The organism is Brevibacterium renqingii (assembly GCF_017808095.1).
Lineage (GTDB): Bacteria > Actinomycetota > Actinomycetes > Actinomycetales > Brevibacteriaceae > Brevibacterium > Brevibacterium renqingii.
In genome coordinates, this window is sequence record NZ_JADBHG010000015.1 from 1 (window position 1) to 19,343 (window position 19,343).

Consider the following 19,343-nt stretch of genomic DNA (forward strand, 5'->3'; position numbering starts at 1 on the left):
CGAACCAGCGATAGTCGAAGACCAAGAATTCACCGCTGAAGCAGCGTGAGTGACTCCAAACAGCTTGACACCCCGCGTCTTCGCGTTTTCGCCTCGGTTGAGTGACCACAAACGGACACTGCACAGGTTGCTTCGTGCTCGGGGTGAGGGCCGGTGGGCGGGAATGGCTAGGGTGGGACCATGACTGATTCCGAGACTCCGAACACCGCCCACGCGGCACGGACCGCGGCCCCCGCGACGGCGCCGGCGGCCAAGAAGGTTCCTTTCGAACGCACCCATCACGGACATACCTTCGTCGACGACTACGAGTGGATGCGCGAGAAGGAGTCGCCCGAGGTCATCGCCCACCTCGAGGCCGAGAACGCCTGGACGAAGGCGCAGACGGCTCACCTCGAAGGACTGCAGGAATCGATCTTCACCGAGATCAGGACCCGCATCAAGGAGACTGACATGTCCGTGCCCAACCGGCTCGGCGACTTCTGGTACTTCTCCCGCACCCGGGCCGGGCTCGACTACGGCATCAGCGTGCGCGTGCCCGTCTCCGGGCCCGATGACTGGACCCCGCCGGAGGTCGGCGAGGACGCACTGCCGGGCGAAGAGGTCGTCTTCGACTCGAACATCGCCGCGGAGGGCGAGGAGTTCTTCTCACTCGGATCCTTCTCTCTGTCCGACGACGGCCGGTGGCTCCTCTACGGAGTCGACACCACCGGCGATGAGCGGTACACGCTGCGGCTGCGCGATCTCGAGACCGGCAGAGACCTCGATGACACGATTGAGGACACCTTCGCCGGGGCCTCCCTCGACCCGAGCGGTCGCTGCGTCTTCTACACCACCGTCGACGATGCCTGGCGACCCGAGGAGGTGTGGCGCCACCTCGTCGGCACCAGCAGCGACGAGGATGTGTGCATCTTCCACGAACCCGATGAGCGCTACTTCGTCGGATCCGGGTTCTCCCGTTCGGGCCGGATGATGTTCGTCGTCACCGGCTCGAAGACCACCAGCGGCTACTGGAGCATCAGCGCCGACGACCTCGAGGCCGAACCGCAGGCCGTGTGGCCCCGCGAAGAGGGGGTCGAGTACGCCGTCGAGCACGCCGTCATCGGCGGTGAGGACCGATTCCTCATCACCCATAACCGCAACCGCGCCGACTTCGAGCTCGTCGACGTCCCCGCTGCCGATCCCGCTGCGGACTCCCGCCCGGTGCTCGCCAAGGTCGCAGGGCTGCGCATCGAGGACGTCGACGCCTTCTCCGACTTCATCGCGATCAGCTACCGCCGAGGCGGATTCGCCCGGGTGGGAACCGTCGCCCTCGACGCGGACGCCGCCCTCGACACCGACGCCGCCCTCGCCGCCGATGACGGGGCCTCGTCCCCGTTCGGCCCCCTGCAGGAACTGCCCTTCGGCCGGGAGACGGGGACGCTGCTGCTGGCAGGCAACCCCGAGTTCGCCCAGACGAGCATCCGTCTGCTCTTCACCTCCATGTCCACACCTTCCGTGCTCTATTCCCACAGGGTGGCAAACGGCACCGACACGGTCCTCAAGCGCCAGCCGGTGCTCGGTTCCGTTGATCTCGACAGGTACGGCGAGACCCTGCTGTGGGCGTCCGCCGACGACGGCACCCAGGTGCCGATCTCCGTCGTCTACCGCAAGGATCTCCATCGTTTCGCGGATGCGGGCACGGCCGCCTCGGCGCGGGAAGGGGCGGCGCCTGCAGGCATGGCCGCCCCGACGCTCGAAGAACCGGCACCGCTCGTGCTCTACGGGTACGGGTCCTACGAAGCGAGCATGGACCCCTATTTCTCGGTCTCGCGGCTGTCGCTGCTCGACCGCGGGGTCGTCTTCGCCATCGCGCATGTCCGCGGCGGCGGCGAAATGGGCCGCCACTGGTACGACGAGGGCAAGACCTTGGCGAAGAAGAACACCTTCACGGACTTCATCGCCGTCGCACGCCACCTGACCGACACGGGCTGGACGACTGCGGAGCGGCTCGTGGCCACCGGCGGATCGGCCGGCGGACTGCTCATGGGGGCCGTGGCGAACATGGCCCCGGAGCTCTTCGCCGGAATCAGCGCACACGTGCCCTTCGTCGACGCACTGACCTCGATCCTCATGCCGGAGCTGCCGCTGACCGTCATCGAATGGGAGGAATGGGGCGACCCGCTGCACGACGCGGACGTGTACGAGTACATGCGCTCGTACTCTCCCTATGAGAACGTCGCGGAGGTGACCTATCCGAAGATCCTGGCCGTGACCTCCCTCAACGACACCCGGGTCCTCTACGTCGAACCGGCGAAATGGGTGGCACGGCTGCGCGAAGTCGGCGCCGACGCCCTTCTCAAGACCGAGATGGCCGCCGGCCACGGCGGTGCCTCCGGACGCTATGACGCGTGGAAGGAGACCGCGTTCGACTTCGCGTGGATGCTCGATGTTCTCGGACGTTCGGACGTCGAGATCGAACCCTGATAGGACGTCTGTCGCGTGAGATAACGATACTGGGACGATTGTCCCCAAAACCCCTAATCGGCACCCGGTGTCAGGGCCGGGCCATACAGTGGATATCATCACATTCGAAGTGATGCACGTCATGGACTCAGGACGGTCTGAGCCGGAACGCCGCATCACTCGACTGCGCAGTCACCACTCCATCGCGTGCGAAGGGCGGTGGCATCGGGCGCAGACTTCGTGACGGATCCGCATCAGCGGACCGAGTTTTCAAAGGGGAGTAGCATGCGTCTCAGGAAATTGGCCACAGCGATGGTGGCGGTCGGTTCGATACTTGCGGTTTCGGCCTGCTCCGGCGGTGACGGCGGAGGCGACGGCGGCGGTCAGGCCGAGTCGTACAAGATCGGCATCTCGCAGCTGGTCCAGCACCCAGCGCTCGACGCCGCCAGCGAAGGTTTCAAGAAGTCGTTCAAGGACGCCGGAGTCGAGGTCGAATGGGATGAGCAGAATGCTCAGGGCGAGCAGGCCAACGCCACCTCGATCGCCCAGACCTTCGCAAACGGGGACTTCGATCTCGTCCTCGCCGTCGCCACCCCGGCCGCGCAGGCCGCGGCACAGGCGATCACGAACGTGCCCGTGCTCTTCACCGCCGTCACCGACGCCGAGGAAGCCGGGCTCGTCGACACCGCTGACAAGCCCGGCGGAAACGTCACCGGCACCTCTGACCTCAACCCGGTCGCCGAGCAGCTCAAGCTGGTCAAGGATCTCAAGCCCGATGCGAAGACCGTCGGCATCGTCTACAGCTCCGGTGAGGTCAACTCCCAGGTGCAGGTCGACCTCGCGAAGGAGTCGGCCAAGGACCTCGGGGTGGAGATCAAGGAGGCGACGATCGCGAACTCGAGCGAACTGGCCCAGGCCGTCGGCTCGCTCGGCAAGGTCGACGCCTACTACGTGCCCACCGACAACAACGTCGTCTCGGCCGTATCGACCATGGTCCAGGCGGCTGAGAAGAACAAGGCTCTGCTCGTCGGATCCGAAGCCGGTCAGGTCGAACAGGGCGCGGCGATCACCCGCGGCATCGACTACACGAAGCTCGGCGAACAGACAGGGCAGATGGCTCTGAAGATCCTGCAGGACGGCAAGAAGCCGGCCGAGATGCCCGTCGAGACGAGCTCGAACCTCGAACTCGTCGTCAACCCGAAGGCCGCCAAGGCCCAGGGCGTCGAGATCCCGAAGAAGCTCATCGACGAAGCCGACAACGTCATCGAGTGACCTCCACCTGAGGTATCCGGCCCCGAGGTCGTCGGCAGTGCTGTCGGCGGCCTCGGGCCAGCACGAACCACCACACACCATATGAACGGAAACCCATGTTCGGAGCATTGGAGCTCGGGCTCATCTACGGCGCAATGGCGCTCGGGGTCTATCTGACCTTCAAGGTCCTCAACTTCCCAGACCTCACCGTCGACGGAAGCTTCACCACGGGCGGCGCCACCGCAGCCTCCCTCATCATCGCCGGAGTCAATCCCTTCCTGGCCACCGCCGCTGCGATCGGCGCCGGGCTCGTCGCCGGCTACATCACCGGTCTGCTCCACACCAAGGGCGGCATCGACGGTCTGCTCGCGGGCATCCTCACCATGATCGGCCTGTGGTCGATCAACCTGAGGATCATGGGCAAGGCGAACCTGCCGCTGCTGCGAGAGGACACCGTGTTCACCCCGCTGCGGGAGAACATGTGGCTGGGCACCTGGATCTCGATCGCCATCCTGATCGTGTTCACCCTGGTGCTCAAGTTCGCCATCGACTGGTTCCTCACCACCGACCTGGGACTGGCCATCCAGGCCACCGGCAACAACAAGGAGATGATCCGCAGCCTCGGCGTCAACACCGACAACTCGACGATGCTCACGCTGGCCCTGTCCAACGGATTCGTCGCGCTCTGCGGTGCCCTCGTCGCCCAGTACCAGGGCTTCTCCGACATCAGCATGGGCATCGGACTCATCCTCGTCGGACTCGCCTCCGTCATCCTCGGTCAGGCCGTGTTCGGCAACCGCAATATCTTCATGTCCAGCCTCGGCGCACTCCTCGGCTCGGTCTTCTACCGGCTGATCATCTTCCTCGCCCTGCGAGCCGGACTCGACACCAACGATATGAAGCTGACGACCGCACTGCTCGTCGTCATCGCCCTGCTGCTGCCCAGATGGGGCTTCCTCAAACGGATCCCCTCACTGCGCGGCCGCGGAAACCGCGCCCCGGCGACAGTGCCGCAGGGAACCACGGACATGAAGGACCCCGCTGAGATCGCCGAGGTCCCGGCCGGGGCCGCCGGCGCAGGGGCCGGGAAAGAGGGCTGAGGACCATGCTCAAGATCGACAACATCTCCAAGACCTTCTTCCCCGGCACAGTCAATGAGCGCAAGGCTCTGCAGCATCTGTCACTCGAACTCGAGGAATCGGATTTCGTCACTGTCATCGGCTCAAACGGGGCCGGCAAGTCGACGCTGCTCAACACGATCTCCGGCCGGCTTCCCATCGACACGGGGTCGATCGCGATCGACGGCGCCGAGGTCTCCCGCATGCCCGAATACAGACGGGCGAAGTACCTGGGACGAGTGTTCCAGGACCCGATGGCCGGCACAGCGCCCGACCTCACGATCGAGCAGAACCTGTCCCTGGCGCTCAAGCGCGGCCAGACTCGCGGGCTGGGCCCGGGCACCACCTCGGCGCGACGTGAGCACTTCCAGGACGAGCTGGCCACGCTCGAACTCGGTCTCGAGAACCGACTGAAGACGAAGGTCGGACTGCTCTCGGGCGGGCAGCGCCAGGCGCTGAGCCTGCTCATGGCCGGCTTCACCCAACCGCGGATCCTGCTGCTCGACGAGCACACCGCAGCCCTCGATCCGCAGCGCGCCGCGCTGGTGACGGCGCTGACGAAGAAGATCGTCGAGAACGACGGGCTGACCACGCTCATGGTCACCCACAATATGGAGCAGGCGATCGCGCTGGGCAACCGGCTGATCATGATGCACGAGGGCCAGATCATCTACCAGGCCACGGCCGAGGAGAAGAAGGCTCTGACCGTCGAGACTCTGCTCGGAGAATTCTCGAAACTCAAGGGTGCAAGTCTGGGGGACCGGGCACTGCTCAACTGAACCTGCTGTCGTCCTTTCCGTCGATGGGTTCGCCTGGCTTACTTTACCGACCGGTTGGTAAAGTCGGGCGCATGGCAAAAGACGCACGCGACCGGATTCTCCGAGCCGCGAAGGCGCTGGCCGAGTCCCACGATTCGGTGCAGGGAGTGACCGTCTCGCTCGAATCGGTCGCGCACGAAGCGGGGCTGACAAAGCCCGGGCTGATGTATCACTTCCCCACGAAGGAAGCTCTCATGCTCGGGTTGGTCGACCACGCCGCCGAGGAGTGGGCGCGGCGGCTTCGCGAGCACACCGGACGCACGAGCGCGGAGCTGACGTGCTTCGAGCGACATCGTGCCTATGTCGCGGTCGCGACCACCGCCGAGGTCTCCCGCGGCGACTATTGGATCTTCTCCGATGCGCTCTACCACCCGAAGCTCGCGCAGGCGTGGAGCCGCCACCTGAGTCCGTGGTTCGACACCGGCGGCCTCGATCAGCGTGTGGTCTCGCTGCTGACTGCGGCCCGGTTCTGCGCCGATGGTGCTTGGATGTCCGAAGCCACCGGTGTCTTCCCCTCCGACGACCTCGCGGCGGTGCGCGAGCATGCGCTCGGCTTCATCGACGCGGCCGAGATGAAGGAGGGGACATCGTGACCGCGCGCAGACTGCTGCTCCTCATCGGGGCGATCCTCGCCGAGGTGGCCGCCACCCTGATGCTGCGCGCCGCCGTGGATGAGCCCATCTGGATCCCCGGTGTCGTGCTCTTCTACGCGACGGCGTTCTTCATCCTCGGCCTCACCCAGCGGATCGGAATGCCGCTCGGCGCCGTCTACGCCACGTGGTCGGCCAGCGGAGTCGCACTCGTTGCGATGCTCGGCCTGGTGTTCTTCGGCGATGCGCTCGGCATCGGGGCGATCATCGGCATCGCGATCATCATCGTCGGCGTCGTCCTCGTCGAGTCCGGTTCCCCTGACGAACCCGAGGCCGTGGAGACGGGGGCGGGCGAATGAGCTGGCTGTGGCTGTCCCTGTCCATCCTCAGCGAGGTCGCCGGCACCCTGTGCCTGCGCGCCAGCGCCGGACTCCAGCGCAAGATCTGGTTCATCCCCGTCGCCATCAGCTACACCGCAGCCTTCATCTTCCTCGGGCGCACTCTTGCGGCGGGCATGCCGCTCGGAGTCGCCTACGGGCTGTGGGCCGCCTGCGGCGTCGCGCTCGTGTGCCTGCTCTCGCGAGTGATCTGGAAGGACCCGCTGACCCGGCGGGCCCTGATCGGCATCGGACTCATCGTCCTCGGCGTCATCCTCGTCGAAACGGGCTGAAGCCGGCCGATACGCCCTGTGATCCTTATCTCTGCACTCCCGGGATCGGGCACGAGCCGGACGGCCGACCGACAGCGAACGGCACGGGCAGCAACGACCGGCAGGGACAGCATGGTCCGGGACGCTTTCAGGACTTCATTGAGAAGCATTCAGGAAGCTGTTATCGTCCGAGAGTATGCCCATTTTCGGTGATCTCGTCCCGCAGCTCTGCGGACGATCGACCCCGAAAGGACTTCGCGCGACCCCGAATCGGCTGCGACCCACATTAGGCTTCGCCAATGACTCCTGGGAGCTCGCGGCCATCGGCTGGTGCGGCGGAGAGCCCTGAGGCCCGGCGGAAAGACCGCCGATATTCCGACCACTCAGTGAACCTTCGGACCGCCTGACTCCCTGCCCGCATCCGCCGTGCTGACCATTCGATGTCAGCAGGCGATGCCGAGTGTGCCATGCGGTCCGTGTCCGATCGCATGACACACGTGCATGAGAAAGAGCCAGCGTATGAAAGACGATCTCAGACCCGGGAGCGATCAGGCCCCGCAGACCATCGGTGCCGACAGCGGCCAGGCCCCCGACAGCACAGAGGCCGCCGAACACACCCAGTCCGCGAGCGAGTCTCCTCGCGCACCCCGGGAGCGGATCAAGGCCGACGCCCGACGAGTCGGAGCCGAGACCAAACGCGTGAGCCGGGAGACCGGCCGCAATCTCGGCAAGTTCGACTACCGGCGTCCGCGCGTGCCCGATTCCGCAGCGGCCGAGCAGGCGAACTCCCACTACCCGCATGACACCCACCCGATCCTCGTCCCCGGCATCGCCATCGACGAGCAGCGGCGCCATTACTCGCTGGACAAGATCATCTTCGCGATCGCCGGATCGCTCACCGTCGCCTTCGTCATCTGGGGCATCTCAAGCCCCGGCAGCGTCGCCGGCGTCGCTCAGGCAGCCTACGACTGGGCCACCCTCAACGTCGGCTGGTTCTTCAACCTCGTCGCCATCATCGTGCTCGTCGCCCTCCTCATCCTCGCCTTCTCGCCCTACGGCAAGATTCCCCTGGGCAAGGACGGTGAGAAGTCCGAATTCAGCACCTTCTCCTGGGTCGCGATGCTCTTCGCCGCCGGCATCGGCATCGGAGTCCTCTTCTTCGGGCCCTCTGAGCCGCTGACGTACTTCGTCACGCCGCCGCCGCTGACGAACGACCCGGAGACCACCGAGGCGCTCCACGGCGCGATGGCCCAGACCTACTTCCACTGGGGCTTCCACGCCTGGGCGATGTATGCCCTCGTCGGCGGCGCCATCGCCTATGCCGCCTACCGCCGAGGCCGCTCCCTGCTGCTGTCCTCGATCTTCGTCACCCTCTTCGGCAAACGCCGGTCCGAGGGCTTCGCCGGCAAACTCGTCGACATCTTCGCCATCGTCGCCACCCTCTTCGGCACGGCCGCGGCCCTGGGCATCGCGGCCATGCAGATCGGCACCGGCGTCAGCATCGTCTCGGGTGCCGGACCGATGACGAACAATATGCTCGTCGTCATCATCCTCGTGCTCACGATCGGCTTCATCGTCTCAGCGGTCTCCGGCGTCTCACGCGGCATCCGCTACCTCTCGTCCATCAACATCGTCCTCACCGTCGGCATCGTCGCGCTCGTGCTGTTCCTCGGACCCACCCTGTTCCTGTTCAACCTGCTGCCCTCGGCGCTCATGGAATACCTGGGTTCGATGTTCGACATGATGGGCCGGTCCCTGTCCTGGGGCGGCGAGACGCAGGAGTTCCAGTCGGTGTGGACCGTCTACTACTGGGCTTGGTGGATCTCCTGGTCGCCGTTCGTCGGCACCTTCATCGCCCGCATCTCCCGCGGTCGCTCCATCCGCCAGTTCATCCTCGGCACGATCTTCATCCCCTCGGCTCTGCTCTTCGTCGCCTACGGCATCATGGGCGGAACCTCGATCTCGATGTATCGCGACGGAGCCGCAGGATTCACCGACAGCATGGAAGCCCCCGAGGTGTTCTTCACCCTCATCGACAACCTGCCCTATGTCGAATGGCTGCCGTTCGTCGTCATCGTCGTCCTTGCGATCTTCTTCATCACCTCGGCGGATTCGGCCTCGGTCGTCATGGGCATGCTCACCAGTCGCGGTGATCAGGAACCGAAGAAATGGGTCGTCGTCTTCTGGGGACTGGTCATGTCGGGAATCGCCGTCGTGATGCTCCTCCTCGGCGACGCCAGCGCCCTCGAGGGACTGCAGCAGCTCGTCATCGTCACCGCGGTGCCGTTCGCGATCGTCATGCTCTTCATCATCCTCGCCTGGTTCAAGGAGCTGCGCACTGACCCGCTGGCGCTGCGCCGGCAGTATGCGCTCAACGCGGTCGACAACGCAGTGGTCACCGGTGCCGATGCCTATGGTGACGACTTCGCACTCCAGGTCGTGCCCACCGAGCCCGGTGACGGCGCCAACGGCGGGATCGACTCCGAACACGAGGACTACACCGGCTGGTACCAGCGCACCGATGAGAACGGCGAGCCCGTCGGCTTCGACTATGTGACCGGCGAATGGGCCGATGGGTGGACCCCGGACGCCGACTCCGATGCGGACCCCGCCGCAGACTCCGAATCCGAAACCGGCACCGCGGCGGAGCCCGACGCCGAGGCGGAGCCGGAGTCGACGTCCGGCGTCGGCGATGCAGGCGACCCGATCTCGGACGTTGCCGATACCGACACCGACCCCCGCCCCTGAGTCCAGAGAGGAACTCCACATGACAACCCCGAACATCGTCGTCATCCAAGCCGATCAGATGGCCGCCCAGTCCCTGGGCGCCTACGGCGATCAGGCCGCCTTGACGCCGAACATGGACGCCCTGGCCGCAGACGGAGCCGTCTTCGACCGTGCCTACTGCAATACGCCCCTGTGCGCACCCTCCCGGGCATCGATGATGACCGGGCGAATGCCCTCCGAGGTCGACTGCCTGGACAACGGCGACGACTTCGCCGCATCGACGCCGACCTTCGCCCACCGCCTGCGCAAGCTCGGCTACCATACGGCGCTCATCGGTCGCATGCACTTCATCGGCCCCGATCAGCATCACGGCTTCGAACAGCGACTGAGCACCGATGTCTACCCGGCCGATCTCGACATGGTTCCCGACTGGAACCGGCCGCTGGACGAGAAGCTGCACTGGTATCACGAAGCCGATCCCGTCTTCACTGCCGGCGCGGCCACTGCGAACGTCCAGCAGGACTTCGACGACGAGGTGATCTTCAAGACGCTGCGCCACCTCAACGACCGCAAACGAGCCAACCAGGCGGCCGGAACCGACCAGCCGTTCCTCATGGTCACCTCGTTCATCCACCCCCACGACCCGTACGAACCGCCGAAGGCCAACTGGGACCGGTTCGCCGAGGTGGACATCCCGGACCCGACCCACCCTGAGGTCCCCGATGCCGCCGCAGACCCGCACAGCCACCGGCTGCGCACCATGTGCGGCTTCGACCAGCGGGAACCGGGGCTCGAGGACGTGCGTCGGGCTCGCCGGGCCTACTATGCGGCGGTGAACTACATCGACGACCATATCGGAGCGATCCGGAGGAGGCTCGAGGAGCTCGACCTGGCGAAGAACACGGTCATCATCGTCACCAGCGATCACGGGGACATGCTGGGGGAGAAGGGGCTGTGGTTCAAGATGTCGCCCTACGAGCGCTCCTCCCGTGTGCCGATCATCATCAACGGCCCCGCCGAGGTGGTCACCCCGGGTCGCTATGCCAACCCTGTGAGCCTCATCGACCTCGCCCCGACGCTGCTCGAGATCGCTCGCGGCGGTGACGGCGCCTCGTCCGGTTCCGCGGAATCGAACTCCGCCTCGGCGGTGGATGAAGGGCTGGCCGGGACCTCGCTGTTAGAATCCGCCCGACGGGAGATCACGGGGGAGCGCGGACCGAGGGATCGGGACGTCATCATCGAATACTTCGCCGAAGGCACCTACCGACCGCAGGTGACGCTGGTGCGCGGTGACTGCAAGCTCACGCTCTGTCCGGGAGACCCGGATCTGCTCTTCGATCTCTCCACGGATCCGGAGGAGCTGAGCAACCGTGCGGAGGATCCCGCTTATGCCGAGACGCTGAAGACGATGCGCGAAGAGCTCGAGTCCCGCTACGATCTCGAGCACCTCGAGGACCATGTGCTCGACTCGCAGCGCAGCAGGCAGCTCGTCGCCGATGCCCTCAAGGTCGGCACGGTCCGCCACTGGGATTTCGACCCCGAGCCGGACCACGGCTATGTGCGCGGGGACTTCTGGTCGGCCTTCCGCTTCGGCAAGATCCCCGCCGCCGACTGAACGACCGTCACCGGCGGCCTCCCGGGCACTGCACTCCTGCACCGGTGGTCCGTCGGTGAATTCTTTCGGCGTTGGGCGAGTTGCGGATCACACTTTCAGATTCGGGTGGCATGATTCCGAGTAGGAGGGATGTCATGACCATCTTCGAATGGACATCTGAAGTTCCGCTCGGCGCTGAGACCACGTACCACTGGCATGCTCAGCCCGGAGCCCTCACCAGGCTCTCGCCCCACTGGGCACAGGAGATCGTCGAGGAGAGCTACCCTCCGATCGAACCGGGATCCGTCGCACAGGTGCGAACCAGCGTGCCCGGCACCTACGGGCTGCTCCGGCGACCATTCAGCGCCGTGCATTCCGAAGGCCCGTCCCGGTTCTCCTTCGTCGACGAACTCAAGAAGGGTCCGCTGAGCCAGTGGAAGCACACGCATGAGTTCACCTCAGTCGCCGGCGGAACGAAGATCGACGACCATGTCGAATACGCGATGGCGCCGCAGAGCTTCGACGTCATCGACCGCGGCCTCAGCCGCTACCTCGAAGCCACGTTCGAAGCCCGCCATCGGCGCATGCTCATGGACATCGACTTCCTCGAAAGCACGAATGCACCCCTGGTGACGCGGAAGAAGGGCAAGCGGATCCTCATCGCCGGCGGCAGCGGCCTGATCGGTCGCCAGGTCGCCGCCCTGTTCTCCACGGCCGGGCACTTCGTACGGCTGCTCGTGCGGGAGACCCCGAAGTTCCCCTACGAGTCTCACTGGAGCCCCGATCTCGGGATCCTCAATCCACGTGATCTCGCATGGGCGGACGCGGTCGTCCACCTCGGCGGGCGATCGATCGCCACGCGGTTCACGAAGAGCGCGAAGGAGGAGATCTGGTCCTCACGCATCGATTCGACCAGGCTGCTCGTCGAAACCATGCGCGGCCTGCCCGAGGCCAAAAGGCCATCGGTCTTCGTCTGCGCATCGGCCGTCGGATACTACGGGTCGAAAGCGGACGAGCCCGTGGACGAGACAGGTCCGGCCGGTGACGGATTTCTCGCCGAGCTCTGTCAGGAATGGGAGAAGACGGCGGCCGGGGTCGAGGATGCCGGAATCCGACGGGTCTCGATCCGCACCGGGGTCGTGCTCAGCACCCTGGGCGGCCTGCTCAGACTGCAGGCACCGCTGTTCCTCGCCGGTGCCGGCGGACGGTTGGGCAGCGGCGAACAGGCCATGGCCTGGATCTCACTCGACGATGTCGCGCGTTCCTATGTGCATGCCGTGCTCTATGACTATGTGCGGGGACCGGTCAACGCCGTCGCTCCTGACCTCGTCTCGCAGGCGGAGTTCGCCGAGGCCCTCGCCGGCCATCTGCGCAGGCCCGCATGGATTCCGACGCCCGGGTTCGTCACGGAACTCATGCTCGGCCGGGACGGGGCGAAGGAGCTGGCCCTGGCCGATCAGAGGGTTGTGCCGGAGAAACTGCAGGAGACCGGGTACCAGTTCGCTCATCCCACCCTCGCCGACTGCTTCGACGAGGAGCTGGGCGGCGGGGCGTGAGCACGGCCGCCGACGTTCGCCTGAGAACGGACGCGGATCGACGACCGGCGTGACTATACGTCCTCGGGGCCCCACCGTGATGGTTGCAGCCTGCGGTACTGGCGGATGCCGGTTGCGATGAGCAGGATTCCGAGGGCGCAGAAGACGCTCGGTGCAGCGAAGGCGGGGATCGAATGTCCTGTCGCGACGCTCAGCTGCAGCCACAGGAGAGCGGAGAAGAAACCGCTGGAGATTCCCGAGAGGATGCGGAGGAATTCGATCAGCTGTGCCCGGGCGTAGTCCGAGCGGTCCTCGGAGGCCCAGAACGATGCGAAGAAGACGAACGGCATCGGGCATGCGCGCAGGGGCACTGCTTGCCACAGCGGTCGGATGAGGAACGCCACCGAGATCAGCAGGGAGACGGGAACGGGCATGCGACAGTCCCCTCCGCCCGGTCCGTGGGCCGAGCGGAGGGGACTGATCGATGACGCGGCTCAGAAGCGCTTCGAAGCGAGCTCGGCACCCTCGGTCAGCGACTGGAGCTTGGCGACGGCGATGTCCGGGTGGACGCGACCGCCCAGACCGCAGTCGGTGGAGGCGACGACGTTCTCGGGTCCGACGAGACCAGCGAACCGGCCGATGCGTTCAGCGACGAGTTCGGGGTGCTCGACGACATTGGTCGAGTGGGAGACGATGCCGGGGATGATGTATTTGCCCTCGGGCAGCTTCTTCTCCTCCCAGATCCGCCATTCGTGCTCGTGCCGGACATTGGCGGCTTCGAAGGTGATGCCGGCGGCGTTGATCGACAGCACCTGATCGACGATCTCGATGAACGGCAGATCGGTCACATGCGGTCCGTGCCAGGATCCCCAACAGGTGTGGACGCGCACTTGTGCCGGGTCGATGCCGCGCAGAGCGTGGTTGAGGGCGTCGATGCGGATCTGTGTGAACGCGCGATAGTCGTCGAAGCTGGGCTCCGGGTTGATCTGGTCGAAGTTCTCGGCCAGGGACGGGTCGTCGATCTGGACGGTCAGACCCGCCTCGGTGATGGCGAGATATTCCTCCCGCAGCACATCGGCCCACGCCCAGATGAACTCCTCATCGCTCGAGTAGTACTCGTTGGCGATGCGGGAGGCCGAACCGGGGGAGAGCGCATTGATGTACCCGGCACGCTCGTCGTAGCCGGCGGCGGCCAGACCTGCTTTGAGGTTCGCGATATCACGGTTGACCTGGTCCTGACCGATGTAGCTGATCGGGCCGGTGGCTTTCGGGAACTGCGGCTGAGTTCCGGTGTCGGTGCCGGCGTCGGCGTCAGTGTAGACCTTGGGGAACAGGTTGCGATCGCGGCGGTCGCCGAAGCTGGTGAGGACGGTCTTGCCGGGTTCGGAACGCACAGCCGGGGCATCCCACTTGTCGACATCGTCGAGTTCGAGCCCGCCGGTGCGGGCGAACGAGTAGTGCCACCATGCTCCGTAGTCGAAGTCGGCGGCCATGGCGTGGCCGTATTCGCCGTCATTGGGCAGCGAGATGCCGAGGTCCTTCTGGCGCCGGACCAGATCGGCGACGCTGGCGGCGAGCAGTTCTTCGAACTCTCCGCTATCGGCTGCGGAACTCGCCTCGCCGGCCAGGCGGGCGGTGTTCTGCGCCTGCTTGGCCTTGTTGGCCTCGATGAGTTCGGGGGTGCGGGGCAAGGACCCCGCGTGGGATGTGCGGATCGTCGTCATGACTGACTCCTCTGTGCGTTCGTCGGTGTCGCGGCAGATCGGCCGCGGCTCTCTCCCACAGGCAATCACATTCGCTGTTGCGCATGTGTGGCCTCTGTCATCTGCGGTCACGTGCGCCGGCCCCCGCCGAGAAACGCCGAGGGGACCACTCGGCGCCGAGCGCACCAGTTGCAACTGGTCCGGTCGAGGCCAAGTGGTCCCCTCGGTGACTGCCCGCCACGGCGGCTGCCCGCCGCAGCGGCTGCGAATCCGCGCCCTCAGACCGCGGTTTCGGTCACTGCCGCAACGCTTCCGCCGAACTGCTCCTGCAGCGTGCCTTCGTGTGCCCGCCCGAGCTCGTCGAGGCCGATGGTGAAGTGGTCGACGATGTCCAGGGACGGAGCCGAATCTCCCGCGTCGGTCATGCCGATGCGCACGAACGGGAACCGGCGTGCGGTGCACATGTCCTTGAACCGGACCTCCTCCGAACGCGGAACGGCCACGATCGCGCGGGCCGTGGATTCGGAGAACAGGGCGGTGAAGACGTCGATGCCGTCGCGTTCGCATACCTCGTCGAGCCAGATCCGAGCACCCGTGCCGAAGCGCAGGCACGATTCGACGAGCGCCTGCGACAGCCCGCCCTCCGACAGATCGTGAGCGGCATCGATCATGCCGTCACGCGAACAGTTGATGAGGATCTCGCCGAGCTCTTTCTCCGCCTCCGGCTTGTACTGCGGAGGAACCCCGCCGAGGTGGCCGGCCGTGACGTCGGCCCATGCCGAACCGTCGAGCTCCGCCTCAGTGGTGCCGAGCAGGTAGATGGTCTGGCCCGGCTCCCTCCACCCGCTCGGAGTGGCCCGGGTGACGTCGTCGAAGACGCCGAGCACGCCGACGACCGGGGTCGGGTGGATGGCCACGCCGCCGGTCTGGTTGTACAGGGACACATTGCCGCCGGTGACTGGGATGCCCATGTCCTGGCAGGCCTCCGCCAGCGCTTCGACGGACTGCGCGAACTGCCACATGATCTCCGGATCCTCGGGCGAACCGAAGTTGAGGCAGTCGGTGACCGCACGCGGGATGGCCCCGGCGGTCGTGACATTGCGGTAGGCCTCGGCCAGGGCCAACTGGGCGCCGCGGGCCGGATCGAGGTAGCAGTAGCGACCATTGGCATCGGTGGCGATGGCCACGCCGAGGCCGGTCTCCTCGTCGACGCGGATCACGCCGGCGTCATCGGGGTAGGCCTGAGCGGTGTTGCCCTGAACGTACTTGTCGTACTGCGAGGTGATCCACGACTTCGAGGCGAGATTCGGCGATCCCGCGAGTTCGAGGACGGTCGAGCGCAGCTCGTCATCGGTGGTCGCACGCACCAGCCCAGCCGATTCGACGGTGTTCGCGGCCACCTCGGCGGTCCATGCGGGCTCGGCCATCGGACGTTCGTAGACGGGGCCGTCGTGGGCGACCGAACGCGGGGGCACGTCGACGATGACGTCGCCATGCCATTCGATGACGAGGCGGTCGGTGTCGGTGACCTCGCCGAGGACGGAGGTCTCGACCTCCCACTTGCCGACGATGGCCAGAAATTCGTCGAGGCGGTCAGGCTGGACGACGGCCATCATCCGCTCCTGGGACTCCGACATGAGGATCTCCTCGGGGGTGAGGGTCTCATCGCGCAGAAGCACATCGTCGAGGGCGATGTGCATGCCGCCGTCACCATTGGACGCCAGCTCCGAGGTGGCGCAGGAGATGCCCGCGGCACCGAGGTCCTGGATGCCTTCGACGACACCGGCGCGGAAGAGCTCGAGGCAGCATTCGATGAGGACCTTCTCCGCGAAGGGGTCCCCGACCTGCACGGCCGGACGCTTCGACGGCTTCGTGTCGTCGAAGGATTCGGAGGCCAGGATCGAAGCCCCGCCGATGCCGTCGCCGCCGGTGCGCGCGCCGAAGAGCACGACCTTGTTGCCCAGGCCCGAGGCATTGGCCAGACGGATGTCATCATGGCGCATGACACCCACCGCCAGGGCGTTGACCAGGGGATTGCTCTGGTAGACGGAGTCGAAGACGGTCTCGCCGCCGATGTTCGGCAGACCGAGTGAGTTGCCGTAGTTGCTGATCCCGGCGACCACGCCGTGGACGACGCGGGCGGTGTCGGGGTGATCGATGGCACCGAAGCGCAGCTGATCCATCACGGCCACGGGACGGGCACCCATCGAGATGATGTCGCGGACGATGCCGCCGACGCCGGTGGCCGCACCCTGGTGGGGTTCGACATAGCTCGGATGATTGTGGCTCTCGACCTTGAAGGTCACGGCCCAGCCGTCGCCGATGTCGACGACGCCGGCGTTCTCACCGATGCCCACGAGCAGGTGCTTCTTCATGTCCTCGGTGACCTTGTCGCCGAACTTCGACAGGTGGACTTTCGAGGATTTGTAGGAGCAGTGCTCGGACCACATGACCGAGTACATCGCCAGCTCCGCCGAGGTGGGCCTGCGTCCGAGGATCTTCTTGATCTGCTCGTATTCGTCGGCCTTGAGGCCGAGGTCAGCGAAGGGCTGCTCGACGTCGGGGTTCGCCGCAGCGAACTCGACCGTCTCCTTGACCTTCTTCGAAGCATTCTGCGGGGAATCGACCTGCGTGGAATCCGCAGAGCTGAGGTTTGACGTCATGTCCTCTTCGGGGCCCTTTCATACGACACGGCACTCACGGCCAATCTTAGCCGGGGTCGGCGGGAGGGGCGAAGCGCGTCCACGAGGTTCCGCCTCGGCGAGGCGCACCGGGGCGACAGGGGCGGCGGCGCACGTGGTGGGAACGCCTGGGCGGGAGTGCGTTCGCGTGCCCACTTAGAATGGTGGGCATGGCAACTCCCAAGATCGTCCTGTTCTATGTCTTCACGCCGCTGGCCGACCCCGAAGCGGTCAAGCTGTGGCAGCACGCGCTCGCTGAGGGCCTCGGACTCAAGGGCCGTGTGATCGTGTCCAAGGACGGCATTAACGCGACTCTGGGCGGGGACGTCTTCGACGTCAAGCAGTACGTGCGGGCGACGAAGTCCTATGCGCCGTTCAAGAAGGCCGACATCAAATGGTCGAACGGGCAGGGCGATGACTTCCCGCGTCTGAGCGTGAAGGTGCGCTCGGAACTCGTCACCTTCGGCACACCCGACGAGATCAAGGTGACCGAGGAAGGGGTCCAGGGTGGAGGCGAACACCTCAAACCCGGTGCGCTGCACAGGCTGCTCGACGAACGCGGCGACGAAGTCGTCTTCTTCGACGGGCGCAACGCCATGGAGGCCCAGATCGGTAAGTTCCGTGATGCCATCGTCCCGGATACGGATACCACTCGCGACTTCATCGCCGAGATCGAATCAGGCAAATACGACGAGCTCAAGGGCAAGCCGGTCGTTACCTACTGCACCGGCGGAATCCGCTGCGAGGTCCTGTCCGTGCTCATGAAGAATCGCGGGTTCGAGGAGGTCTACCAGCTCGACGGCGGCATCGTCCGCTACGGCGAGACCTTCGGCAGCTCCGGCTACTGGGACGGTTCGCTCTACGTCTTCGACAAGCGCATGCACGTCGAGTTCGGCGAGAACGTCGAATCGATCGGACTCTGCGTCAGCTGCGGGACGAACACTGCGGAGTTCGTCAACTGTGCGAACCTCGACTGCCGTCAGCAGTACCTGCGCTGCGCCGACTGCACAGAGCGGGGAATGCAGTCCTACTGCCCCGACTGTGTCGAGCAGGCCACCTTCGCCGAGGCGACCGCGGGCTGAGCATCGGCGGCCGATGTGGGGCGCCGGAGTGAGTGCGACCCGTCAGCGCAGCAGACTCTTCGCCGCCGCTTCGACGTCGGTCCACCGGATTTCGAATCCCGCGGCTTCGAGCCGTTCGGGCTCAACCCACCGGCTATTGAGCACCAATTCCGATTCCTGTCGCAGGATGAGCATGCCGATCTCCAGCAGCCACCTCGGGGCAGGGATGCCGATGGCCGTGCGCACTGCCCGCCGCAGGGCTGACACCAGGTTGGAATTGTTCGTCACGTTCGGGCTCGAGACATTGATCGGGCCGGCGAGCTCCTCATGGTTGTCGATGAAACGAACGGCGCGAATGACATCATCGATGTGAACCCAGCTGAACCGCTGCCGTCCGTGGGTCGGCGGGGTCCGTGCCGCAGAGTCAGTCCCGATGCCTCAGGGCCGATACCGCGATAGCGGCGATGCGGGAACCAAGGGCCTTCGTACTGGGGCCCGCCCCTCGCCGATCTCCCCATGCTCTTCTGTCTGCGGCCGGTCCATCGAATGACGGTAGATGGTGGCCGTACTCGAATTGATCCACAGCCGAGGAGGCGCCGAGGCAGCCCGCACAGCATCGTTGAGGGCGCGGGTGGTGTGCACCCGCGAATTCCAGATCTCCTGGCGGTTCGCATCGGTGTACCGACACCCGACACTGCGACCTGCGAGGTTGATGAGCAGGTCGGAACCGTCAATGAGCTCGGCGACTCCGGCCCGGTCGTCCCATATGGCATCGGACGGATGGGGGCCGGCCGATGGTGCGCACCTCATAGCCCCACTTGCGCAGAGACTTGAGCAGAGTTCGTCCGATGAATCTGGAGGCGTCGGCGACCACAGCGAGCCGAGAGGCCGCGCCCGGCATGCGAGAACGGGTTTCCACGGGTGCTGTTTCCTCGGACCGCATATCTAAATCGGGAGGCTAACACCGGGTGAAGTCCAGTCGTGTCGGAGACCCGTGTTCTGTGTGGTGGGTGTCACGTGGTTGAGGTGGGGTTTGGATTTGCGTGGGGGTGTTGGCCTGGTCTAGAGTTATATCTCGTTGCCCCGCGGAAACGAGGTCCACAGGACAGGGTTTCCACCGGGTCTGACCAGCACGAACAATCGTTCGGGTGCCGGTTCGGAACGGGTGGGGCAG

16 protein-coding genes are annotated in these 19,343 nt (G+C 65.6%); 11 read left to right on the top strand and 5 right to left on the bottom strand.

Annotation, left to right across the window (positions count from 1 at the left end; all coding sequences use genetic code 11):
* Positions 1-180 precede the first annotated feature (180 nt).
* The 10 genes from IIE29_RS16495 (at position 181) to IIE29_RS16540 (ending at position 12,745) form a co-directional block, all read left to right on the top strand.
* Positions 181-2,463 carry a S9 family peptidase gene (locus IIE29_RS16495; protein ID WP_209326385.1) on the top strand — a complete coding sequence of 761 codons (2,283 nt, stop codon included), beginning with the start codon at positions 181-183 and terminating at the stop codon, positions 2,461-2,463.
* A 264-nt stretch (positions 2,464-2,727) separates the two neighbouring features.
* Entirely contained in the window at positions 2,728-3,714 is a 987-nt protein-coding gene (locus IIE29_RS16500; RefSeq protein WP_209326386.1) for an ABC transporter substrate-binding protein, read from the top strand.
* Between the two features lie 95 nt (positions 3,715-3,809).
* A complete protein-coding gene (locus IIE29_RS16505) occupies positions 3,810-4,793 on the top strand; it encodes an ABC transporter permease (protein ID WP_209326387.1) in 984 nt (327 codons plus the stop codon).
* A 5-nt stretch (positions 4,794-4,798) separates the two neighbouring features.
* On the top strand, positions 4,799-5,590 hold the full coding sequence (locus IIE29_RS16510) for an ABC transporter ATP-binding protein (RefSeq protein ID WP_209326388.1): 792 nt from the start codon (positions 4,799-4,801) through the stop codon (positions 5,588-5,590).
* A 71-nt stretch (positions 5,591-5,661) separates the two neighbouring features.
* A complete protein-coding gene (locus tag IIE29_RS16515; protein WP_209326389.1) occupies positions 5,662-6,222 on the top strand; it encodes a TetR/AcrR family transcriptional regulator in 561 nt (186 codons plus the stop codon).
* A complete protein-coding gene (locus IIE29_RS16520; protein ID WP_209326390.1) occupies positions 6,219-6,578 on the top strand; it encodes a DMT family transporter in 360 nt (119 codons plus the stop codon). Before IIE29_RS16515 ends, IIE29_RS16520 begins: the two co-directional genes overlap by 4 nt.
* Complete coding sequence (locus IIE29_RS16525; RefSeq protein ID WP_209326391.1) at positions 6,575-6,889, top strand: DMT family transporter; 315 nt, start codon at positions 6,575-6,577, stop codon at positions 6,887-6,889. Before IIE29_RS16520 ends, IIE29_RS16525 begins: the two co-directional genes overlap by 4 nt.
* Before the next feature lie 498 nt (positions 6,890-7,387).
* Positions 7,388-9,616, top strand: coding sequence for a BCCT family transporter (locus IIE29_RS16530; protein WP_209326392.1), 2,229 nt, complete (start codon positions 7,388-7,390; stop codon positions 9,614-9,616).
* A 19-nt stretch (positions 9,617-9,635) separates the two neighbouring features.
* A complete protein-coding gene (gene betC / locus IIE29_RS16535) occupies positions 9,636-11,210 on the top strand; it encodes a choline-sulfatase (protein ID WP_209326393.1) in 1,575 nt (524 codons plus the stop codon).
* A 134-nt stretch (positions 11,211-11,344) separates the two neighbouring features.
* Positions 11,345-12,745 (top strand): TIGR01777 family oxidoreductase, encoded by a 1,401-nt coding sequence (locus IIE29_RS16540; RefSeq protein WP_209326394.1) that lies wholly within the window; start codon positions 11,345-11,347, stop codon positions 12,743-12,745.
* Positions 12,746-12,798: 53 nt separating this feature from the next.
* On the opposite strand, the gene IIE29_RS16545 is transcribed toward IIE29_RS16540, so the two are convergent.
* The 3 genes from IIE29_RS16545 to purL form a co-directional block, all read right to left on the bottom strand.
* Positions 12,799-13,158 (bottom strand): hypothetical protein, encoded by a 360-nt coding sequence (locus tag IIE29_RS16545; protein ID WP_209326395.1) that lies wholly within the window; start codon positions 13,156-13,158, stop codon positions 12,799-12,801.
* A 60-nt stretch (positions 13,159-13,218) separates the two neighbouring features.
* Entirely contained in the window at positions 13,219-14,448 is a 1,230-nt protein-coding gene (locus tag IIE29_RS16550; RefSeq protein ID WP_209326396.1) for a cobalamin-independent methionine synthase II family protein, read from the bottom strand.
* Between the two features lie 257 nt (positions 14,449-14,705).
* On the bottom strand, positions 14,706-17,090 hold the full coding sequence (purL, locus tag IIE29_RS16555) for a phosphoribosylformylglycinamidine synthase subunit PurL (protein WP_209326397.1): 2,385 nt from the start codon (positions 17,088-17,090) through the stop codon (positions 14,706-14,708).
* A gap of 188 nt (positions 17,091-17,278) precedes the next feature.
* On the opposite strand from purL, the gene trhO reads away from it, so the two are divergent.
* Entirely contained in the window at positions 17,279-18,190 is a 912-nt protein-coding gene (gene trhO, locus IIE29_RS16560) for an oxygen-dependent tRNA uridine(34) hydroxylase TrhO (RefSeq protein ID WP_209326398.1), read from the top strand.
* A 42-nt stretch (positions 18,191-18,232) separates the two neighbouring features.
* Here the strand turns inward: trhO and IIE29_RS17195 are convergent, their stop codons facing one another.
* Positions 18,233-18,457 carry a DUF1731 domain-containing protein gene (locus tag IIE29_RS17195; RefSeq protein ID WP_343071943.1) on the bottom strand — a complete coding sequence of 75 codons (225 nt, stop codon included), beginning with the start codon at positions 18,455-18,457 and terminating at the stop codon, positions 18,233-18,235.
* 150 nt (positions 18,458-18,607) lie between these two features.
* Positions 18,608-18,979 carry an NAD-dependent epimerase/dehydratase family protein gene (locus IIE29_RS17200; RefSeq protein WP_343071944.1) on the bottom strand — a complete coding sequence of 124 codons (372 nt, stop codon included), beginning with the start codon at positions 18,977-18,979 and terminating at the stop codon, positions 18,608-18,610.
* Positions 18,980-19,343 lie beyond the last annotated feature (364 nt).